Source organism: Paenibacillus sp. sgz302148, from assembly GCF_056120465.1.
In genome coordinates this window covers 48126-65347 of record NZ_JBVYOJ010000001.1, presented here as the reverse complement: position 1 = coordinate 65347, position 17222 = coordinate 48126, and the positions used below count along the sequence as shown (strand labels likewise).

19 protein-coding genes and 1 other annotated feature are annotated in these 17222 nt (G+C 51.2%); of the genes, 14 read left to right on the top strand and 5 right to left on the bottom strand.

Annotation, left to right across the window (positions count from 1 at the left end; genetic code table 11):
• Positions 1 to 17 precede the first annotated feature (17 nt).
• The 3 genes from AC0LWM_RS00310 (at position 18) to AC0LWM_RS00300 (ending at position 2108) form a co-directional block, all read left to right on the top strand.
• Positions 18 to 653 carry a histidine phosphatase family protein gene (locus AC0LWM_RS00310; protein ID WP_474672903.1) on the top strand — a complete coding sequence of 212 codons (636 nt, stop codon included), beginning with the start codon at positions 18 to 20 and terminating at the stop codon, positions 651 to 653.
• Between the two features lie 8 nt (positions 654 to 661).
• Positions 662 to 1300 carry a hypothetical protein gene (locus AC0LWM_RS00305; protein ID WP_474672902.1) on the top strand — a complete coding sequence of 213 codons (639 nt, stop codon included), beginning with the start codon at positions 662 to 664 and terminating at the stop codon, positions 1298 to 1300.
• A 109-nt stretch (positions 1301 to 1409) separates the two neighbouring features.
• Positions 1410 to 2108, top strand: coding sequence for a nucleotidyltransferase domain-containing protein (locus AC0LWM_RS00300; protein WP_474672901.1), 699 nt, complete (start codon positions 1410 to 1412; stop codon positions 2106 to 2108).
• Positions 2109 to 2151: 43 nt separating this feature from the next.
• On the opposite strand, the gene AC0LWM_RS00295 is transcribed toward AC0LWM_RS00300, so the two are convergent.
• Both AC0LWM_RS00295 and AC0LWM_RS00290 read right to left on the bottom strand, forming a co-directional pair.
• Positions 2152 to 2580, bottom strand: coding sequence for a PH domain-containing protein (locus AC0LWM_RS00295; protein ID WP_474672900.1), 429 nt, complete (start codon positions 2578 to 2580; stop codon positions 2152 to 2154).
• 131 nt (positions 2581 to 2711) lie between these two features.
• The gene (locus AC0LWM_RS00290) at positions 2712 to 3869 is read right to left on the bottom strand and encodes a WD40/YVTN/BNR-like repeat-containing protein (protein ID WP_474672899.1); all 1158 of its coding nucleotides are present in this window, start codon (positions 3867 to 3869) and stop codon (positions 2712 to 2714) included.
• Positions 3870 to 3965: 96 nt separating this feature from the next.
• On the opposite strand from AC0LWM_RS00290, the gene AC0LWM_RS00285 reads away from it, so the two are divergent.
• Positions 3966 to 4805 (top strand): phosphotransferase, encoded by an 840-nt coding sequence (locus AC0LWM_RS00285; protein WP_474672898.1) that lies wholly within the window; start codon positions 3966 to 3968, stop codon positions 4803 to 4805.
• Positions 4806 to 4840: 35 nt separating this feature from the next.
• Here the strand turns inward: AC0LWM_RS00285 and AC0LWM_RS00280 are convergent, their stop codons facing one another.
• Complete coding sequence (locus AC0LWM_RS00280) at positions 4841 to 5479, bottom strand: helix-turn-helix transcriptional regulator (protein ID WP_474672897.1); 639 nt, start codon at positions 5477 to 5479, stop codon at positions 4841 to 4843.
• 21 nt (positions 5480 to 5500) lie between these two features.
• The gene (gene trhO, locus AC0LWM_RS00275; protein WP_474672896.1) at positions 5501 to 6409 is read right to left on the bottom strand and encodes an oxygen-dependent tRNA uridine(34) hydroxylase TrhO; all 909 of its coding nucleotides are present in this window, start codon (positions 6407 to 6409) and stop codon (positions 5501 to 5503) included.
• A 313-nt stretch (positions 6410 to 6722) separates the two neighbouring features.
• Between trhO and AC0LWM_RS00270 the strand changes: the two genes are divergently transcribed.
• The 10 genes from AC0LWM_RS00270 to AC0LWM_RS00225 all read left to right on the top strand — a co-directional run bounded on the left by AC0LWM_RS00270 (position 6723) and on the right by AC0LWM_RS00225 (position 16377).
• A complete protein-coding gene (locus AC0LWM_RS00270; RefSeq protein WP_474672895.1) occupies positions 6723 to 7199 on the top strand; it encodes a GNAT family N-acetyltransferase in 477 nt (158 codons plus the stop codon).
• The gene (locus AC0LWM_RS00265; protein ID WP_474672894.1) at positions 7177 to 7812 is read left to right on the top strand and encodes an NUDIX hydrolase; all 636 of its coding nucleotides are present in this window, start codon (positions 7177 to 7179) and stop codon (positions 7810 to 7812) included. Before AC0LWM_RS00270 ends, AC0LWM_RS00265 begins: the two co-directional genes overlap by 23 nt.
• A gap of 24 nt (positions 7813 to 7836) precedes the next feature.
• Positions 7837 to 8532 carry an HAD family hydrolase gene (locus AC0LWM_RS00260; RefSeq protein ID WP_474672893.1) on the top strand — a complete coding sequence of 232 codons (696 nt, stop codon included), beginning with the start codon at positions 7837 to 7839 and terminating at the stop codon, positions 8530 to 8532.
• A gap of 39 nt (positions 8533 to 8571) precedes the next feature.
• Positions 8572 to 9270: a hypothetical protein gene (locus AC0LWM_RS00255; protein WP_474672892.1), complete on the top strand. Its 699-nt coding sequence runs from the start codon at positions 8572 to 8574 to the stop codon at positions 9268 to 9270.
• A gap of 171 nt (positions 9271 to 9441) precedes the next feature.
• A complete protein-coding gene (locus tag AC0LWM_RS00250) occupies positions 9442 to 10383 on the top strand; it encodes a phosphotransferase family protein (protein WP_474672891.1) in 942 nt (313 codons plus the stop codon).
• Positions 10384 to 10532: 149 nt separating this feature from the next.
• On the top strand, positions 10533 to 11996 hold the full coding sequence (locus tag AC0LWM_RS00245; RefSeq protein ID WP_474672890.1) for a M81 family metallopeptidase: 1464 nt from the start codon (positions 10533 to 10535) through the stop codon (positions 11994 to 11996).
• A 31-nt stretch (positions 11997 to 12027) separates the two neighbouring features.
• Positions 12028 to 13371, top strand: a complete 1344-nt coding sequence (locus tag AC0LWM_RS00240; RefSeq protein WP_474672889.1) for an aspartate aminotransferase family protein — start codon at positions 12028 to 12030, stop codon at positions 13369 to 13371.
• 58 nt (positions 13372 to 13429) lie between these two features.
• Positions 13430 to 13670: a binding site (T-box leader), on the top strand.
• Positions 13671 to 13713: 43 nt separating this feature from the next.
• Positions 13714 to 14889: an aminotransferase class I/II-fold pyridoxal phosphate-dependent enzyme gene (locus AC0LWM_RS00235; RefSeq protein ID WP_474672888.1), complete on the top strand. Its 1176-nt coding sequence runs from the start codon at positions 13714 to 13716 to the stop codon at positions 14887 to 14889.
• Between the two features lie 39 nt (positions 14890 to 14928).
• Positions 14929 to 15819, top strand: a complete 891-nt coding sequence (gene blaOXA / locus AC0LWM_RS00230; RefSeq protein ID WP_474672887.1) for a class D beta-lactamase — start codon at positions 14929 to 14931, stop codon at positions 15817 to 15819.
• 15 nt (positions 15820 to 15834) lie between these two features.
• Entirely contained in the window at positions 15835 to 16377 is a 543-nt protein-coding gene (locus tag AC0LWM_RS00225; protein WP_474672886.1) for a DUF1697 domain-containing protein, read from the top strand.
• A gap of 22 nt (positions 16378 to 16399) precedes the next feature.
• Here the strand turns inward: AC0LWM_RS00225 and AC0LWM_RS00220 are convergent, their stop codons facing one another.
• On the bottom strand, positions 16400 to 17116 hold the full coding sequence (locus tag AC0LWM_RS00220; protein WP_474672885.1) for a MerR family DNA-binding transcriptional regulator: 717 nt from the start codon (positions 17114 to 17116) through the stop codon (positions 16400 to 16402).
• Between the last annotated feature and the right edge of the window lie 106 nt (positions 17117 to 17222).

Genomic DNA, 17222 nt, shown 5'->3' with positions numbered 1-17222 from the left:
AGCAAGGAGGCCGCGACATGAATCGCACAACGACGCTATATATCGTCCGGCATGGACAAACCGAATGGAATGTGCACCACCGGATGCAAGGACACCAAGACTCTCCGTTAACGGAGCTGGGGAAAAAACAAGCGCAGTGGCTGGGAGAAGCTCTCCGTTCGGACCATCTGGATGTTATCTATTCGAGCCCCAGTCCACGAGCTTACCATACCGCGGATTTGATTCGAGAAGATCGAAAGATTGCAATCCATGAACGCGATGAATTGAAAGAGATCAATTTGGGAGTTTGGGAAGGCCGGACGCAAGATGAGGTTAAGGCCGCATTCGCGGAACAATTCGATCACTTCTGGCATAACCCTGCTGATTTCCAAGTCGAAAACAGCGAAACGTTCGAACAAGTCAAGGAAAGAGCGATATCTCTGCTCAACGAAATCTTGCGCCGACACGAAGGCCAATCCATCCTGATCGTCACGCATACCGTCGTGGTCAAGCTATTGATGGCCTATTTCGAGAACCGGCCGCTGCAGCATATTTGGAACTTGCCTTTCATCTACCCGGCTTGTCTCTGCAAGGTGGAGATATTGGGGCAGCAGCCTCATATTATTTTGCATGGGGATGTTGGACACTATCGAGAAGAACCAATAGAAGGATGAGGCTGAAGATGAATCAGTTGATCAGACAGCTCTATGACAATACCATACAAAATGATTATCATTTCGCGTACGGGGGAATTGTCGATGAGAAGGTGTATGCAACCCAAGAAAAGAAGCTGCTATTTCTGTTAAAAGAAGTCATTGACGAATCGAGAGCGGAGACGTGGTCCTTAGTCGATTTCATTAACAAGCAGATCTCCTCGAAATCATTTCTGACCATTTGGAAGAGAATCGGCGAACTGAGCTATGGGTTGCATAACCGGTTCCCGTCTTATCATTCGGATGTTACGAATTCATTTCACGATCGCCATATCGCCGAAGGCCTTCGGAGCATGGCGATTACGAATCTAAAGAAAACCGGAGGAAGCAACCAAAGCGACATGCAAGAGATTCGGGAGCATGCGAAGCGGAATAAAGAATTACTTCAATCCGAGTTGCGTATCATGAAGCCGGATCTTGTCGTGTGCGGCGGGACGTTCGATATCGTACGCGAAGTGTTTGAAATCGATGCTTCCATATCTAGTAGCGGTGCTAGAACGGCTAAATGGGGAGATATGGTTTTCATAGAATTTGTTCATCCTGGTTATTATATGTTAAGTCCAAAAATCATGTACGCTTATTTCAAAGAGGTTATCAACCAGCTTTAAGGATAGAGAATAAAAAAATGGGAATTCGTTAAAAACGCATTTCCATTTTTTTATATTCGTGCTAGAGTTATGTTACCGAAAGGTGTTGTACATGAGAGGGGGATACAGTTTGAGAGGAAACCCGATTGACGCGGCGAACCAGTTTGTACGGAAACGTTTTCCGAAATGCGATGTCGCTTTTCTGGCAGGCAGTGTTCTGAGAGGAGAGGGTACCGACTCGTCGGACCTGGATATCGTCGTCATTGATCCGAATTACGAACCGTACAGGGAAAGCTTCATGGAGCACGATTGGAAAATCGAATGCTTTGTCTACAATCATGATTCGGTCTCAACACAATTTTCGTCCGACAAAGAAAAGGGCAGGCCGATCCTGGCCTCGATGATATTCGAAGGGCTGGTCATTAAGGATCAGGGAGACGCTTCGTTATATAAGGAAAAAGCCAGATTGCTTATCGAACGCGGACCTGCGCCGTTGTCCAAAGATTTTATCCAAGCATCGAGATATTATATTTTTGATTTGCTGGACGATTTCATAGATTCCCAAAATGAGCAAGAAGCGCTCTTGACTCTGAATACGTTGTCCGTTCAACTCGCTGAATTCATCCTGCGCTCGAACGGCCAGTGGACCGGCAGGGGGAAGACTTTGGCCCGGGCTTTACATCGGTACGATAGCGCTTTGGCCGGGCAATACTTCCATGCTATGGACTGTTATTATAGAAACCGGGATAAAGAGCCGATGAAAGAATTGGTTCATCAAATCTATGCCCCGATCGGCGGTCCTTTGTTCGCAGGCTTCAGGAGCGGTTAGGCGGAAGCGGTTCGTTTCCGGAATGAATACAGCCGGATGGATATTACCCGTTGATCCGCTTAAGATTGTGGTGAGCGATTGTCGTGAGTGCGACATAAAACGATTGGGCGCTCGTTTTTTTGCCAAACTCGAATTTATGGGAAGCGACTTGAATGTTATTCGCTTTGTGATAAGGCGAAGTAATGTAGTGGATCGTGATTTCGCTATCGTCAAATCCGGTTCCCGCCGTTTCCATCGATACTTCGTAGATGGAGTCCAAGTGAATGGAGACGACACGCGCTTTTCTTCCCGTAACGCCTTGATGATCAATCAGAATCAAACGGTCGTCAGTCACGACGAAAGTATCCCGTATGAGCCGGAAGCCCAGTTGAATTTTCTCGTCCTGCATCAGAAACGGGGCATACTGGTTCTGTAGCTCCTGAACGGATACTTCCGTATGGTTGCCGAATAATCCGCTGAATAAGTTTGCCATAGGATATTCCTCCTCTTGAGATCAACTTCCATGCTACGATTTTTTTACGATAAATAGGCTTCGATAAGAAGCTGTTTATTATATTCGATTCCATCGGTTTTATTCCTTTGTAAGGAGTGGGAGGGGGAGGATTAAGCTCGCTTGCCCCCGACCTCAACTCGTTTCCAATGCGCCCCTGCATCGTTTGTATACAGCAAATAATCGCCCTGCCCGAAATTAAACATGCGCGCCCAGCCTTCCTTGCCGTTCATGAATTGAATTTGCTCGAAGCTAAGCTCTTGATCGGCTGGGCCGATATTCACGAATGTTTGGCCGCCGTCCTTAGTGGACAATAATCCGCCAGCAATAGGACCTGCTCCCGTACTCAGCGGAATAAAGCCCGCCCAGCCTGAAACAAACTGCAATCCTACCGTATAAGGTCTCCCTCCGCGCATATCCGTTTTTTTCTTCCACGTTTTGCCGCCGTCGGCAGTCGAGTACAGTGTCGATTGCAGCATACTCATGTCATAGATCAACATGTTCCCGTGATTCAAGTCGGTGAACGAAATGCCGATGTTGGCCAAATAGCCGGAATCTTCCGGCGCCCATTGCGTTTTCCAGTGCAGCCCTCCGTCTGAAGTGCGCAATACGGTGATCGCACATTTCTCGAGCGCTTGCCTTTCTGTTGCGGAGCAGCCTTTGCCCGCCCGGCCCAGAACCCAGCCATGCTTTCCATCCTTGTTGAACGAAGCGGTATCCGGCAGAAACTTACCGATCCCGAAGCTGACCCGCTTCCACGTTTTGCCGCCATTCGTCGTTGCAAGCATGTATTGATCGGCGACTATGGCGTAGACTAGCTTGGAATTCACGACGTAAAGATTGTCGGGTTGTTGATAAAGGTTGACTCGATCTGCTTTGGCACTCCACTGAACGCTCCAATGCGCCCCACCGTCAATCGTATGTTTAATTTGAAGGCCGGAACATAACACATCGCCTTTCACTTCGCGACAGCCGGATTTTCCGACAAGCCAGCCTTCACTTGCACTGGAGAAGCCGATTTTTCCGATTTGAAGATCCAGCGTGGATTGTTTGGCCCATGTTTTCCCGCCGTCCTTCGTCTTCCAAATGTCGGAGCCTTTGGCCGTACGAGACGTTGTCCACCCAACCTTGCCGTTAACAAAATTGATGTCCGTTAATTGTAACGGGTTGGGTTTGACAGATTCCGCTTTAACGGAAATAGGGCGGCCACCTAAAAGTAACACGAACAGCAGGATAAGTGCGCAACCGGTGATCGACATGTTGCGTAACATCATCAACACTCCTTAATCTCGAGGAATACAGATTTGACGGTTGAAACGGGAATGGAGTTGCAAATGATTTCGAAAACGTGTAGAGGAAACTAGGCGGTGTTGACGAATTTTGAAGGTAGTGAAGCCGGAGGGGATACGATGCGGAAAGGGAAGCTGCTCGCAAGAGGCAATACGGCGGAAATATACGAATGGGGCGACCGGGAGGTCATCAAAATTTTTGTTACTCCTGAACGCGTTATGAATGAAGTCGAAAATAGCAACATCGTATTCGCGATGGGGCTGCCGGTGCCGCGCGTCAAGGATGTCGTGAAGCTGGAAGACGGGGAAGGGATCGTATACGAAAAGATTGAAGGACCTACTTTGATGCGATCAATGGAAGCAACGGAAAGCAGCTTGCTTGCGCATGCACAACTTATGGCAAAGCTGCACGCCGATTTGCATCGGGTGACGACGGCGATAACGCCAAATTTAATAGCCGAATTGGGTCGCGGCATTGGGCGGGAGCGAACGCTTACAGCGGAGCAGCGCTCCGAAGCGGCGGAATCATTGAAGCAGCTGCCGGAAGGGAACACGATTTGCCATTACGACTTTCATCCCGATAATATTATCATGTCCCCGAACGGTCCGATTATTATCGATTGGTTGAATGCCTTGGTTGGACATCCGGATGCCGATGTGATGCGAACACTCGTGATTCTACGATCCCGCAGCTTGCCTCCCGATCCGCCGTCATGGCTGCTTGCCCGGGAAAATCGGCTCATGTTCTGCGACGCATATTTGACGGAATATCGCAAGCTTCGCGATGTCCAGGTGGATGAACTGGTCCGTTGGACGGCGCCTACCGTCGCCAAACGATTGAGCGAAATCCCGCAGGGTGAGGAAAACTTGTGGGCGGAAATGCACGACTTTCTGCAGAGAATCGCCGGAAGGCAATAAAAAACAGACCCGTCCGATATGCCGGATCTGGTCTGTTAAGCGTTCGGCTGCTTGCGAATCCGATAAACGCACTTTCTGTCGCCTTTCGCAAGACATTCCGTGCGTTCGACATCGGCGTTAAGCAACGATTCGAACAAGTTGAGCTCGCAAGTGCAAGCGTGGTTGTATTTATTCGCGATTTGCGCAATCGGGCAATTATGCTCCATCAACACGTATTCGTCGTCGCTCTTTTGAGTTAACTCCACCATATAGCCGTTTTCATTCTGAAGCTCAGCCAAGGCGGACACTTTGTCGGCGAACACGGAGCCTTGCATCCGCTCCGCGTATTTCGCGGCCAACGTTTTTTTGCGCAGATCGAACAAATGATTGACCATCGCTTCTCCCGCCTCGCCCTCAAGCTCACCGAGCAAATCGAGCGTGAGGGTATTGTATTTCTTCGGGAAGAAGCTTTCGGCTTGCGCGGTCAACGAGTATGCGGCCGAAGGCCTTCCCATCGGTTGGCGGTAAGTCGTGGACGCGATAAGTCCTTCTTTCTCCAAAGTGCCGAGATGACGGCGGATGGCCATGCTCGTAATGCCGATTTGCTCCGTAATTTGTTTGGCGCTCAGCTCACCTTGAGTTTTGAGCATTTGCAATATTTTATCGCGAGTCGACAAATCCAATGTCTGATTCAACGTTGATCCCCACCATTTCCATTAACCGTATTCCGGCGTGGCATGATCGTGATGCTCGCATTCCGTGGAGCAGTAGCCTTGATAGATCGAATCGCATTCCTCGCAGCAAATATGCTGGCGGTGGCACGAATCGTCGGCGCAGTTGATATACCGGTCCGCCGGTTTATGGCAGTGGTAGCATTCCCCGACCACGACATCCTCGTCCGTCTGATTGATCGGTACGGCGATGCGGTCGTCGAAGACGTAACATTTGCCGTCGAACAGCCTGCCTTGCACTTCAGGGTCTTTGCCGTAGGTAACGATGCCGCCCTCTAATTGATATACATCCGTGAACCCTTCGTTCATAAGCACGCCGGTCAGTTTTTCGCAGCGGATGCCGCCCGTGCAATAGGTCAAGATCGGAGTATCTTTCGCTTGGTTCATATTTTGACGTATCCAGTCCGGGAAATCGCGGAACGATTCGACGTCCGGGCGGATCGCATTCCGGAAATGGCCGATATCGAATTCGTAGTTATTGCGGCCGTCGAGCACGATGACGTCGTCACGCTGCAGCATTTCGTGGAAATCTTTTGGCGCGAGCCGCTTGCCGCTTTTTTCGTTCGGGTCCAGGCGCTCGCCGTCGTAACGCAATGTGACGAGTTCTTTTTTGTGGCGCACGAACATTTTTTTGAACGCATGATCTTCCGCATCATCGATCTTGAAGACGAGATCCGAGAATAGCGGATTGCGGTGCATATCGTTCATGTATTGCTCCGTTTGCTCATACGTGCCGGACACGGTGCCGTTGATGCCTTCTTCCGAAATCAGAATCCGACCTTTCAATCCAAGCTCCTTGCAATATTGCAGGTGTTCCGCGGCGAACTGCGCCGGATCGGGAATCGGAACAAATTTATAATACAACAAAATACGGTATGGACTTTGTTTATTCATTTCGTATCTCCTTCGTGAAAAATAAAGATCAGCCCGCCGAGAATCTCAACAGGCTGACACTACGATACAAGCGTATCGGATATTGTGTCTTCATGACATAGCGTTATTGTAGAACATAACATCGATTTAGTCAATATAAATGTATAGAAAGTAAGTTTAACACCCATCGGTACCGTTATAACTTGCCGGAAGAATCGATAGTTCCTGTCATTGGCAGCAGCGCGGCCGCGTAGTATTCTTGATCTAGAAGTTCGTTTCGAAAACGAAAACGAGAACGAAAACGAAAAAGATAACTAAGGAGTTGTGCATCCATATGTTAAGCATTCGGAAGGCCGTCGCAGAAGATCTGGGATGGATTAACGAACAATATCGGGCAATCGATTTCGCTCTGTCGAACCTTGATCGGGACATCGTCCTTATCTGCTTAGTCGATGGGGAGAAAGCCGGATTAGGCAGATTGGTCGTGCTTGAAGAAGGAGAGGCCGAGCTCGGCGGCATTTATACGCTGGACAATTACAGGGGAGCCAAAGTCGCCAGCTTTGTCGTCGACAGCCTCATTCGCCATGCGCAAGAGCTAAGCTTCGGGAAACTGTATTGCATCCCGTTCGAGAAGCTTGCTTCATTTTACGCCCGATTTGGATTTGAAACTGCAACGAAGATGGAAGGTATACATCCTAGCATCGTAGACAAATACAGATGGTGCAAGCAAACGTACGCGGAGCCGACATTGCTTATGATACTGGAGAATAAAGGAGATGGGGATACGAATGTCAGCGGAAGAAATTTTTGATATATTCGACGAACATCGAGTAAAAATCGGGACGGCAACCCGGCACAGCGTCCATGCGGAAGGCTTGTGGCACCAGACCTTTCATTGTTGGATCCTGAACCGGTCAAAGCCAGAAGACTGGAGCTTGCTGCTCCAACTGCGCCATAAGGACAAGGACGTATTCCCTAATATGCTGGACATCTCGTGCGCAGGGCACTTGCAAGCCGGGGAAGACGTTGAAGACGGCGTTCGCGAGCTTCATGAGGAGCTTGGCATCAAGGCGGTTATTGAAGATTTGACATACTGCGGATGTGCTACGGAAGAAAACATCGTCAGCGCCCATCTGATCGACCGCGAGTTCAGCCATATGTTCTTATACGCATGCGACGATCCGCTTGAATCGTATTCGTTCCAGCGAAGCGAAATTTCAGGGTTGTTTCTCATCCCGATTACGGAGTTTATGCGGCTGATTGATGGGACGCTGGAGCATATCGAGATCCAAGGAATCGTCGTGAGCGAAGCGGATGGGCGGATCGTTCAAGATCGCCGAACGGTCGGCAGGGAACATTTTGCACCCAATTCTAGCAGCTATTATGATTTATTGTTTAAGAGCATCGCGATGCTAGACAAGTGAATTGAGACTTGGGAGGCGGTACGAATGATTCGTGCATTCATCTTCGATCTGGATGGGACATTGCTTGACCGTGATGTATCGTTAAAAGATTTTGTGTCCGCGCAGCATGACCGTATTCCAGCATTGCAAAACATAGACAAAGACGAGTTCGTACAACGTTTTGTCGAGTTGGACAAGCGGGGTTACGTATGGAAGGACAAGGTGTATCAACAGCTTATCCAAGAATATCGACTGCCGGTCGCCTGGGAGGAGCTTTTGGACGACTACGTGAAGAGCTTCCGCTACCACTGCGTCGGATTTCCGAATCTCCATGACATGTTAACTTACATGAAGAGGCAAGGCATGAAGCTCGGCATCATTACGAACGGGTTCGGCGAGTTTCAAAGCAACAACATCAAGGCGCTGCAGATCGAGGATTATTTTGACGCGATCCTGGTTTCGGAAATCGAACAACTTCGCAAGCCGGACCCGGCAATCTTCCTGCGAGCAGCGGAACGACTCGGAGTGAAACCGGAGGAGGCCGTTTATGTGGGGGATCATCCCGAGAACGACGTCATCGCCAGCAGACAGGCCGGTATGAAAGGGATATGGAAGAAGGATTCGTATTTTGACGGTGAATTTGAACGCGACGGAACGATTCATGACTTGTCGGAATTGATCGGGCAATTTGAGTCGAGTGCTAATCGCCATCAAAGAATCATAAGTTATAGGAATAACTGATAGTCAAGATGAGCGGAGCGATGAGGAGGGAGACGGAAGTTGAACTGGTCCCTTCTTCTTATGGCCGCCGTTGAAGAGGAGCTGGCTTTATCCGCTCAGATCCGGCGATTGATCGCAGTAACAAGAATGAGTGCATATCCGGAGTCGGGCCTATCCGACAGAAACGACTTGCTCTTCCGTACGATGATCGCCGCGGTGGATAACGGGAAAATATCTTATGCGCTCTGGTTCGACCGAATGAATCTGATCCTGAGCCACCCGTCGGCTGAAGACGATTCGGAACGATACCATCCTATAAAGGCAATCATGGACGAGTCGATGACATGCTTCGATCAGTCCATGGAAGATTTTGTACAGCTATTGGGTTTGAATTTAGGCATCATGTACAATCAAGACGGAGTCGGGGCTGAGGCAGGCTTGATTGTGACTAAGCTTGCTTCCGAATGCCTGCGTATTGCTTGCAGCTTGCTTGAATGGTATATGGCCAAAAAAAGCGGACATGCGCTGCTCAACAGCAAATTTAATGTTTCGACTGCCAAGCCCCGTAAACCGGACTGGGTAGACGGAATGTCCTCGGCCTTGCTCAGAATCAGACAGGGTAGGCTGAATTCAACCGGTGAATACAGCTTTTATATTCAACAAATCCGGCTTCTGTTAAGCCGCATCGACACCGGACTTTCCGAGTCTTCCGGCAAGCAAACGGACAATTCCAAGACCAAACCTTTCTTTTTAAAATAAAAGAGGTATAAAATAATTGACATCATGCGATCGGACATGATATCGTAAGGCAAAATTATCAAAATACATAACGGCAGACATCAAGCAACCTAGAATTCAGGTAACCGCTTGATGTCTTTTTTATTCAGCGAAGAGGATGCTGCTACTAACACATTAGGAGAATACAACGCGATGGACAATAGCTGGGAACGATCGATTCCTTTTTATGCGATGGAATGGAACATGGTATCTGCTCTATTGCGTCGATTTGACCCGAATCTCAAGCTCACAACCTTTCAACCGTTGTCAGAGGGAAAAAGAACGTCGAATTATCGGGTGGATACAGCTGCCGGTCATTCGTTTCTTTTGCGCGTATTTCCTGCCGGAGATTCGAGCTGGATGAAGGAAGCGAGCCTTCGGTCATTGCTGAGCGAGCGTGTACCGATGCAGCGTCTCCATCATATGGAACAACATTCGAATCTATTGGATGGACGGACTTTTGCGATCTATGATTTTGCGCAAGGATCGACATTGCTGGAGTTATGGTGCAACGGCTACATCCCGGAGCTGCCGCTCATGGAGGAGATCGGTTTGATACTAGGTGAAATCCATCGGCATCGTTATGACAGGATCGGCTTTCTGAACGAAAGCTTGGATATTGCCGAAGAACTCCCGCCCTTGGACTCGTGGTATGATCTGTTTCTTAACCGCCGTGCCAGGGAGCGATTGGGAGAAGAAGTATCGGAACGGATCGAGCGTGTCGTCCACCATAATAAAGCCGAGCTGCAGCAGATGGATCGTGCAGCCGCACTCACGCACGGAGATTTTCGCCCAACCAATCTCATTATTCATAAAGGGAGGGTCAGCAGCGTCATCGATTGGGAGTTTGCCATGGCGGGACATCCGATCGCCGATATTGCACAATTTTTCCGCTATGAGGATCAATTTTCTCCGCGATTAAAAGATGCGTTGATCCGTGCCTACCAAGAGACTTCGGGTAACGAGCTTCCGGAACACTGGGAGCGAATCGGAGGAATGCGGGATATGGTCAATTTGCTTCAAATGATCGGCACGGAAGATGAGCAGCCGGTCAAGCACGAGGACGTAAGGCGACTCATTCTTCGCCGGTTGTAAGTGGATTCCAGGATGAAAGGACAATGATCCATGTCAACAATTTCAACAACAATTCATGATGTAGAGGCACCGCATTTCGTACTTTTTTTCTTTCATGCCGGTCAAAGCTCGTCCAATCGGGAAGCGCATACAGCTTCGGGTGAGCCGAAATGAACATCGCCGTAGCAGGGATTTTTCATGAGACGAATACGTTTGCTCCCGGGCTGACGACGCTTGATCATTTTCAGGGTGAATGGGTTGCCGGTCATGAAGCTTTCCTGGCCCGTTACGCAGGAACGAGAACCTCGATGGGGGGCGTCATCGATGCGGCAAAAACGCATGGAACGAAGCTTACGCCGGGGCTGTATACGGCAGCGACCCCAAGCGGCATGGTAACGGCGGAGGCAGGCGATGCGCTGATCGACGCTCTCGTCCGTTCCATCGATTCCGGCGTGGACGGCATCGTGCTGATCATGCACGGCGCCATGGTGTCGGAACGCGTTCACGACTTCGAGGGCGAGTGCCTCAGACGATTGCGCGAGCGGTTCGGAGCCGGGTTTCCGATCGCGATGACGCTTGATCTTCACGGCAACATCAGCCCGGAAATGGTCGAACTAGCGGACATATTGGTCGGATATGATACCTATCCGCATGTCGACATGTACGAGCGGGCTGTGGAAGCGTTCGAGCTGCTGCTGCGAGTCGTTCGCGGCGAGATTCGGCCGGTTCGGGCTTTTGCGCATACCGGCATGCTCGTCGTCCCGCAAGGGATGATGACGGATGCAGGCACGATGAAGGAGCTGATGCTCCGCGCTTTTGCGATGGAGTCCGAGCAGCGCGTCCTGAACGTTACGGTAGCCGGCGGATTTCCGTACAGCGACGTGCCGGATGCAGGGATGTCCTTTGTCGTGACGACGGATGGGGATGCCGAGCTTGCTCGCCATTATGCGGGCGAGTTAGTGCGAATGGCAACCGAGCGCAAGTCAACGTTCGATGTTTCTTACATCGAGCCTCGTGTAGCGGTCACCCAAGCATTGGCTCAACCGGAGGGGCCGGTTATTCTGTCCGAAGGCTCCGATAACGTAGGCGGCGGGGCGCCTGGCGATGCAACGCATGTATTGGCTGAGCTGAAAGACGTTTCGCAGAAAGCGCTTATCGTCCTTTACGATCCGGAAGCGGTTGAAGATGCGTATCGGATCGGCGCCGGGGGAGCGTTCGACGGCCGCGTCGGCGGCAAAAGCGACTCGCTGCACGGCGAACCGGTTCATATCGTCGGGCGGGTCCGGCTGTTGTTCGACGGTCAATATCGCCATATCGGTCCGTACATGACCGGACACCAAGCTGACATGGGGCGTTCGGCAGTCATTGAAGCGGTGGGAGGGGGCTTGACGATAGTGCTCACGTCGAAAAGGACCGCGCCTTGGGATCTTGGCCACATCCTCGCGGCAGGATTGCAGCCGGACGACTTCAAGATCATTGTCGCCAAATCTGCCATCGCGTGGCAGACTGCGTTCGGCCCGTTTGCCAAGCATGTCGTAAACGTCGATTCACCCGGCTGCTGCAGCGCCAACCTGCGGCACTTCGATTACAAGCATGTACGTCGTCCGGTCTATCCGCTTGATTTCGGAACCTAACCCGGGATTCAAATAAGAGAGAGGGGATTTTATGAGAGATTTTGCGAAGTCCAGACATCACTTGGAGCAATCCAAGACCGTATTGGCCGGAGGCGTTGCCAGCTCGCTGCGCAGCGCGATGAAACCGGCGCCGTTGTTTGCGGAATCGGGTTCAGGGCCGAGAATCCGCGACGTGGACGGCAATGAGTATATCGATTATTTGCTGGCTTACGGTCCGCTTCTTCTTGGTCATGCCCATCCGTCGATTACGGAAAGCGTTCATGAAGCGTTGAAGCGGGGAGCGACCTACGGGCTGCAGCACGAGGGAGAAATCCGGCTGGCGCGGCGGTTAGTGGACTTATTGCCATGTGCGGAGAAAGTCGTATTCAGCGGATCGGGCACCGAAGCGGTCATGCTGGCTCTCCGGCTGGCGCGAGCCCATACGGGAAAGCGGAAAATCGTCAGATTTCACGGGCACTACCACGGTTGGTCGGATTCCGTATTCACCTCGTTTCCAAGCTCCGACATGCGCCAGACCGGCTCGGGTGCGGGGGCGGTATCTCCTTCGGAACAGCAAATTATGCCCGGAACCGGCGGCCAAAGCGCCAAGGCGCTTGAAGACGTCATTCTGCTGCCGTGGAACGACGCGGCCGCGTTGGAGCAGGCGCTGCGCCAAAATCACGGCGACATTGCAGCCGTCATTTCCGAACCCGTCATGTGCAATTCGGGTTGTATTGTTCCGAGACCCGGCTATTTGGAGCTGATGCGTTCCTTGACCGAGGAGCTCGGCATCGTCATGATTTTGGACGAGGTGATCACCGGTTTCAGGCTAGGTCTTGGCGGAGCTCATGAGAAATTCGGGATTCGGCCGGACTTGGTCACGGTCGGGAAAGCACTGGGCGGGGGACTTGCGATCAGCGCCGTTGCCGGCAAAGCGGACATTATGGCGTTGGTTGAGGAAGGATCGGTAAGTCATCTGGGCACGTTAAACGGAAATTGCGTGGCCGTTGCCGCCGCACTTGCGGTAATTGACGAACTATCCCGGTCCGAAGGAGCGATTTACGCCCGAATGGAACAAACCGCCGGCAAGCTCATACAGGGCATTCGCGAGCTCCAGCAGGAGCATCGGATCCCGGGGATCGTCAACGAGGCCGGGCCGGTGTTTCACATGATGTTTACGGACGAACCCGTCGTCGAGGATTTCGCCGCGTTTAATAAGCGCGATGCCGCCTTGTACTCCCGGTTTGCCGGGATGATGCTGGAGGAAGGCGTACTCATTCGTTCGAACGGATTGTGGTATATTTCCGCAGTACATAGCGGGCAGGAGATCGATGAAACGCTGAGTGCGATGAGCCGGGTGCTTGCGCGCTTGAGAACAAACCACGAAAATTTGTAGTTGACAAATAAAAAAATAGTGTCTAGAATAGCCTTAATTTCATATCGGTACGAACCAAATAAATTCGATGAAGAGAAAAAGTAAGTTATTGATCTGATCTGACAGAGAGTTGGGGTTGCTGAAAACCAACGTTCAGGAAGTAACCGAAAGCCGTCTCCGAGAAGCAAGCTGAATCAAGTAAGCTCTGCCGCTTTTCCAGCGTTAACCGGAACACGTATTGTTGGATATGTGAATCGAGTGTCGCTCCGATCGGGGTGAAACTAGGGTGGTAACACGGGTTAATCAGACTCGTCCCTTTGCTGGGGCGGGTTTTTTTGTTTTTTAACACATGGAGGGATTTGTATGAACAGGGGAACTATGGAACAAATGCTGACGCCGATGGTTCGCGACATGCAGCCTTCGGGCATTCGACGATTTTTCGATTTGGTTGACGGGAAAAGCGATATGATCTCGCTTGGGGTCGGCGAGCCGGACTTTACGACGCCGCTGCGCATTCGGGAGGCGTGCATCCGGGCGCTCGAGAAAGGGCGGACGACGTACACGGCGAACGCCGGGATGATCGAGCTTCGTGAAGCGATCGCCGAATATCAATCGACGGAATTTCAAGTCGACTATGATCCTGTCAGCGAGGTGCTCGTCACCGTCGGCAGCAGCGAAGGGATCGATCTGGCGCTGCGTGCGTTGATTGGCGCGGATGATGAAATCCTCGTGCCGGCGCCTTGCTATATTTCCTATTCGCCGATTACGGCGCTCGGTTGCGGCAAGCCGGTTCCCGTCGAAACGTTCGCCGAGGATCAGTTCAAGCTGAAGGCGGAAGCGCTGCTTGAAGCGATCACCCCTCGTTCCAAGGTGCTCATCCTGAGCTACCCGAACAATCCGACCGGCGGCATCATGACGTACGAGGATTGGCTGCCGATCGCCAAAGTCGTCGAGGATCACAACCTTGTCGTCATTTCCGACGAAATCTACGCCGAGCTTACGTATGACAGCAAGCATGTCAGCTTCGCCTCGATTCCGGGGATGAAGGAACGGACGATTCTGATCGGCGGCTTTTCCAAAGCGTTTGCGATGACGGGCTGGCGCGTCGGTTATGCGTGCGGGCATCCCGATCTCATCCAGGCGATGCTGAAAATTCACCAATACACGATCATGTGCGCCCCGATTCTAGGCCAAATCGCCGCTCTTGAATCGCTAAGGAACGGCATGGCGGAGAAGGATCATATGATCGAATCCTACAACCAGCGAAGAAAATTAATCGTTCACGGCTTGCGCCAAATCGGGTTGCCTTGTCACGACCCTCAAGGATCGTTCTACGTATTTCCGTCCATCGCGCACACCGGTTTAAGCTCCGAGACGTTCGCCCAGCGGCTGCTTCACGAGGCGAAGGTCGTCACCGTGCCGGGGGATGTGTTCGGGCTTGGCGGGGAAGGGTTTATCCGCTGCTCGTACGCGACTTCGGTCATCAAGCTGCAAGAGGCGATCGAACGGATCGCGGCATTCCTTAAAACTTTGGATTAACCAGGTTGAAATATTCTGTGATAAAGAGGCGATCCTGCCATGCTCATCGTTTCAGCCACCGCAAAGCGCAAGATGTTGCTGGTTTCGGCTCTTATGGTTGCATTAACGGGAGCTTGCTCGAATGAGTCGGCTGCTCCCGCAGGCACAGAGCCGGCTGCCGGAGAAGTGCAAGCTGTCAAACAGCAACCGCAGACTGCATTAAAACAAGATCCGATTGCTTGGGATACACTGGATGTATCGTCCTTTTTTACGCAAAAAAGCAAAGGAACTTTTATTTTACTTGACGCCAAGACACAGCGAACGTATATGTTCAACGAGAAGCGGGCCAAGGCCCGACAGGTGCCTCAATCGACGTTCAAAATTGCCAACGCCCTGATCGGACTGCAAACCGGTGCCGTGGATAGCGAAAATGCAGTCAAACGATGGGACGGCAAACAATGGTCCAGGTCGAGCTGGAATCAAGACCACACGCTGGCATCCGCCATGCATGACTCCGTCGTTTGGTATTACCAGGCGATGGCGCGGGATATCGGGAAAAAGCGAATGCAGGAATGGTTGGACAAGATAGGCTACGGCAACAACGATATTTCCGGCGGTATCGACCGGTTCTGGCGGAACAGTTCGCTGCGCATCTCTCCGCTGGAAGAAGTCGAGTTTCTCGGCAAGCTGATCGATGAGACGCTTCCTTTCAATAAGGAAGTGATGCAAACCGTCAAAAGGATGATCCTGCTCGAGGAAATCGGCGACTATACGTTGTACGGCAAGACGGGGGGCAGCGTCAAACCGCCGTTTGGCTGGTTCGTAGGTTTTGTCGTCAAGAAAGGCCGAACCTATATTTACGTGACGAATATGGACGGATCGGGATCCGACTCGAACCAGCAGGCGAAAGAAACAACGCTGCGAATTTTGAAATCGATCGGACTCACATGAAGGAGGCAAAGAGCCATGACCGATTATATCGCGCTGCTGCGGGGAATTAATGTGAGTGGACAGAAGTTGATCAAGATGGAGCAGCTGCGGGAAATTTTCGAAACGATGAAGTTTCAGCGTGTGCGTACATATATTCAAAGCGGCAACGTCTTGTTCGAGTCCGACGAGCTTGACGCCGTATTGTTGAAGAACAAAATCGAAGAGCAACTGCGTCACGCGTTGGGATACGATGTCCCCGTCATTCTGCGAACCAAGCAAGAACTCGAGGACGTTATCAGCGGCAATCCTTTTCTTGACAGCGATATGGCGAGCGAAGGCAAGATATATGTCACCTTCTTGTCGGAAAAGCCGACCGCAGCGGCAGTTGAGCATATGATGACGTTCAATAGCGACGTTGACGAGTTCCGAATCGTCGGTCGAGAGGTTTATATTTTGTGCAGGCAGCAATACGGCAAATCGCTGTATTCCAACAACTTCATGGAGAAAAAGCTGAAATTGACGGCAACCTCCCGAAACTGGGAAACGACGAAAAAACTTGTTCAGTTATCGCATCAATAAACGTTTTAAACGATCTTCAGGTTTAGACCCAATCCCATTCCCGAGGATCGGATATTTCCAACAACCGATGCAAATAATAGACGCCCCGAATTTGCCGCCGAATCGCATCATTTAGCGATTGAAGCGCCTCGCGGGCGATGCTGCGGGCTTGCTCGACATTGTTGTCGTCAAGCTCGCGGATCACTTGCTTGACAATGTCCAGCGGCCATGCCGCCGAACGCAATGTTCCGATCATGAGTATTTTGCGGACTTGCTTCGGTTCGAACGTGCGATATCCGCTTTCCTTATCTCGCGAAATATCGAGGAGCCCCATCTTCTCCCAATGCCGGATTGCGGATGCCGGAATCGACGTTTCCTTCGATACTTCCCCAATTGTCAGCCCACGCTTGATTTTTCTTGTATCCATCTGATCTAATTCCGCCGCATCGAGCGCCTGCACCGTCTTCTCGGCCATCAGTTTCTTCCGGTTCAGCCCGGCTTGCGCTTCGTTGACCGCCCACATCGCTTCGTCAAACTTCCTCTGCACCATCAAACGCATCGCATCAACCGTAAGCTCCATGCCGAAACCGAGTCGCATTGCGCGGATGCATTCGAAATAAGCCCGATGTTCTTCCGTATAGATACGATACCCATTGGATGTACGTTCGACTTGCGGTATGATTCCCCATTCCTCGTAATGCCGAAGCGCATTGGTGCTGATTCGCAATCTTTTGGCGATATCGGCCGGCTTGATCGTCATGATAATCCTCCTATCGAACGAATGGGTTAAACGATAACCTTAAAGCTGCACTTCATACTTTGAATAAGAGATTCCTTAGATGGACGGCAGTTACGAATCCGAACTT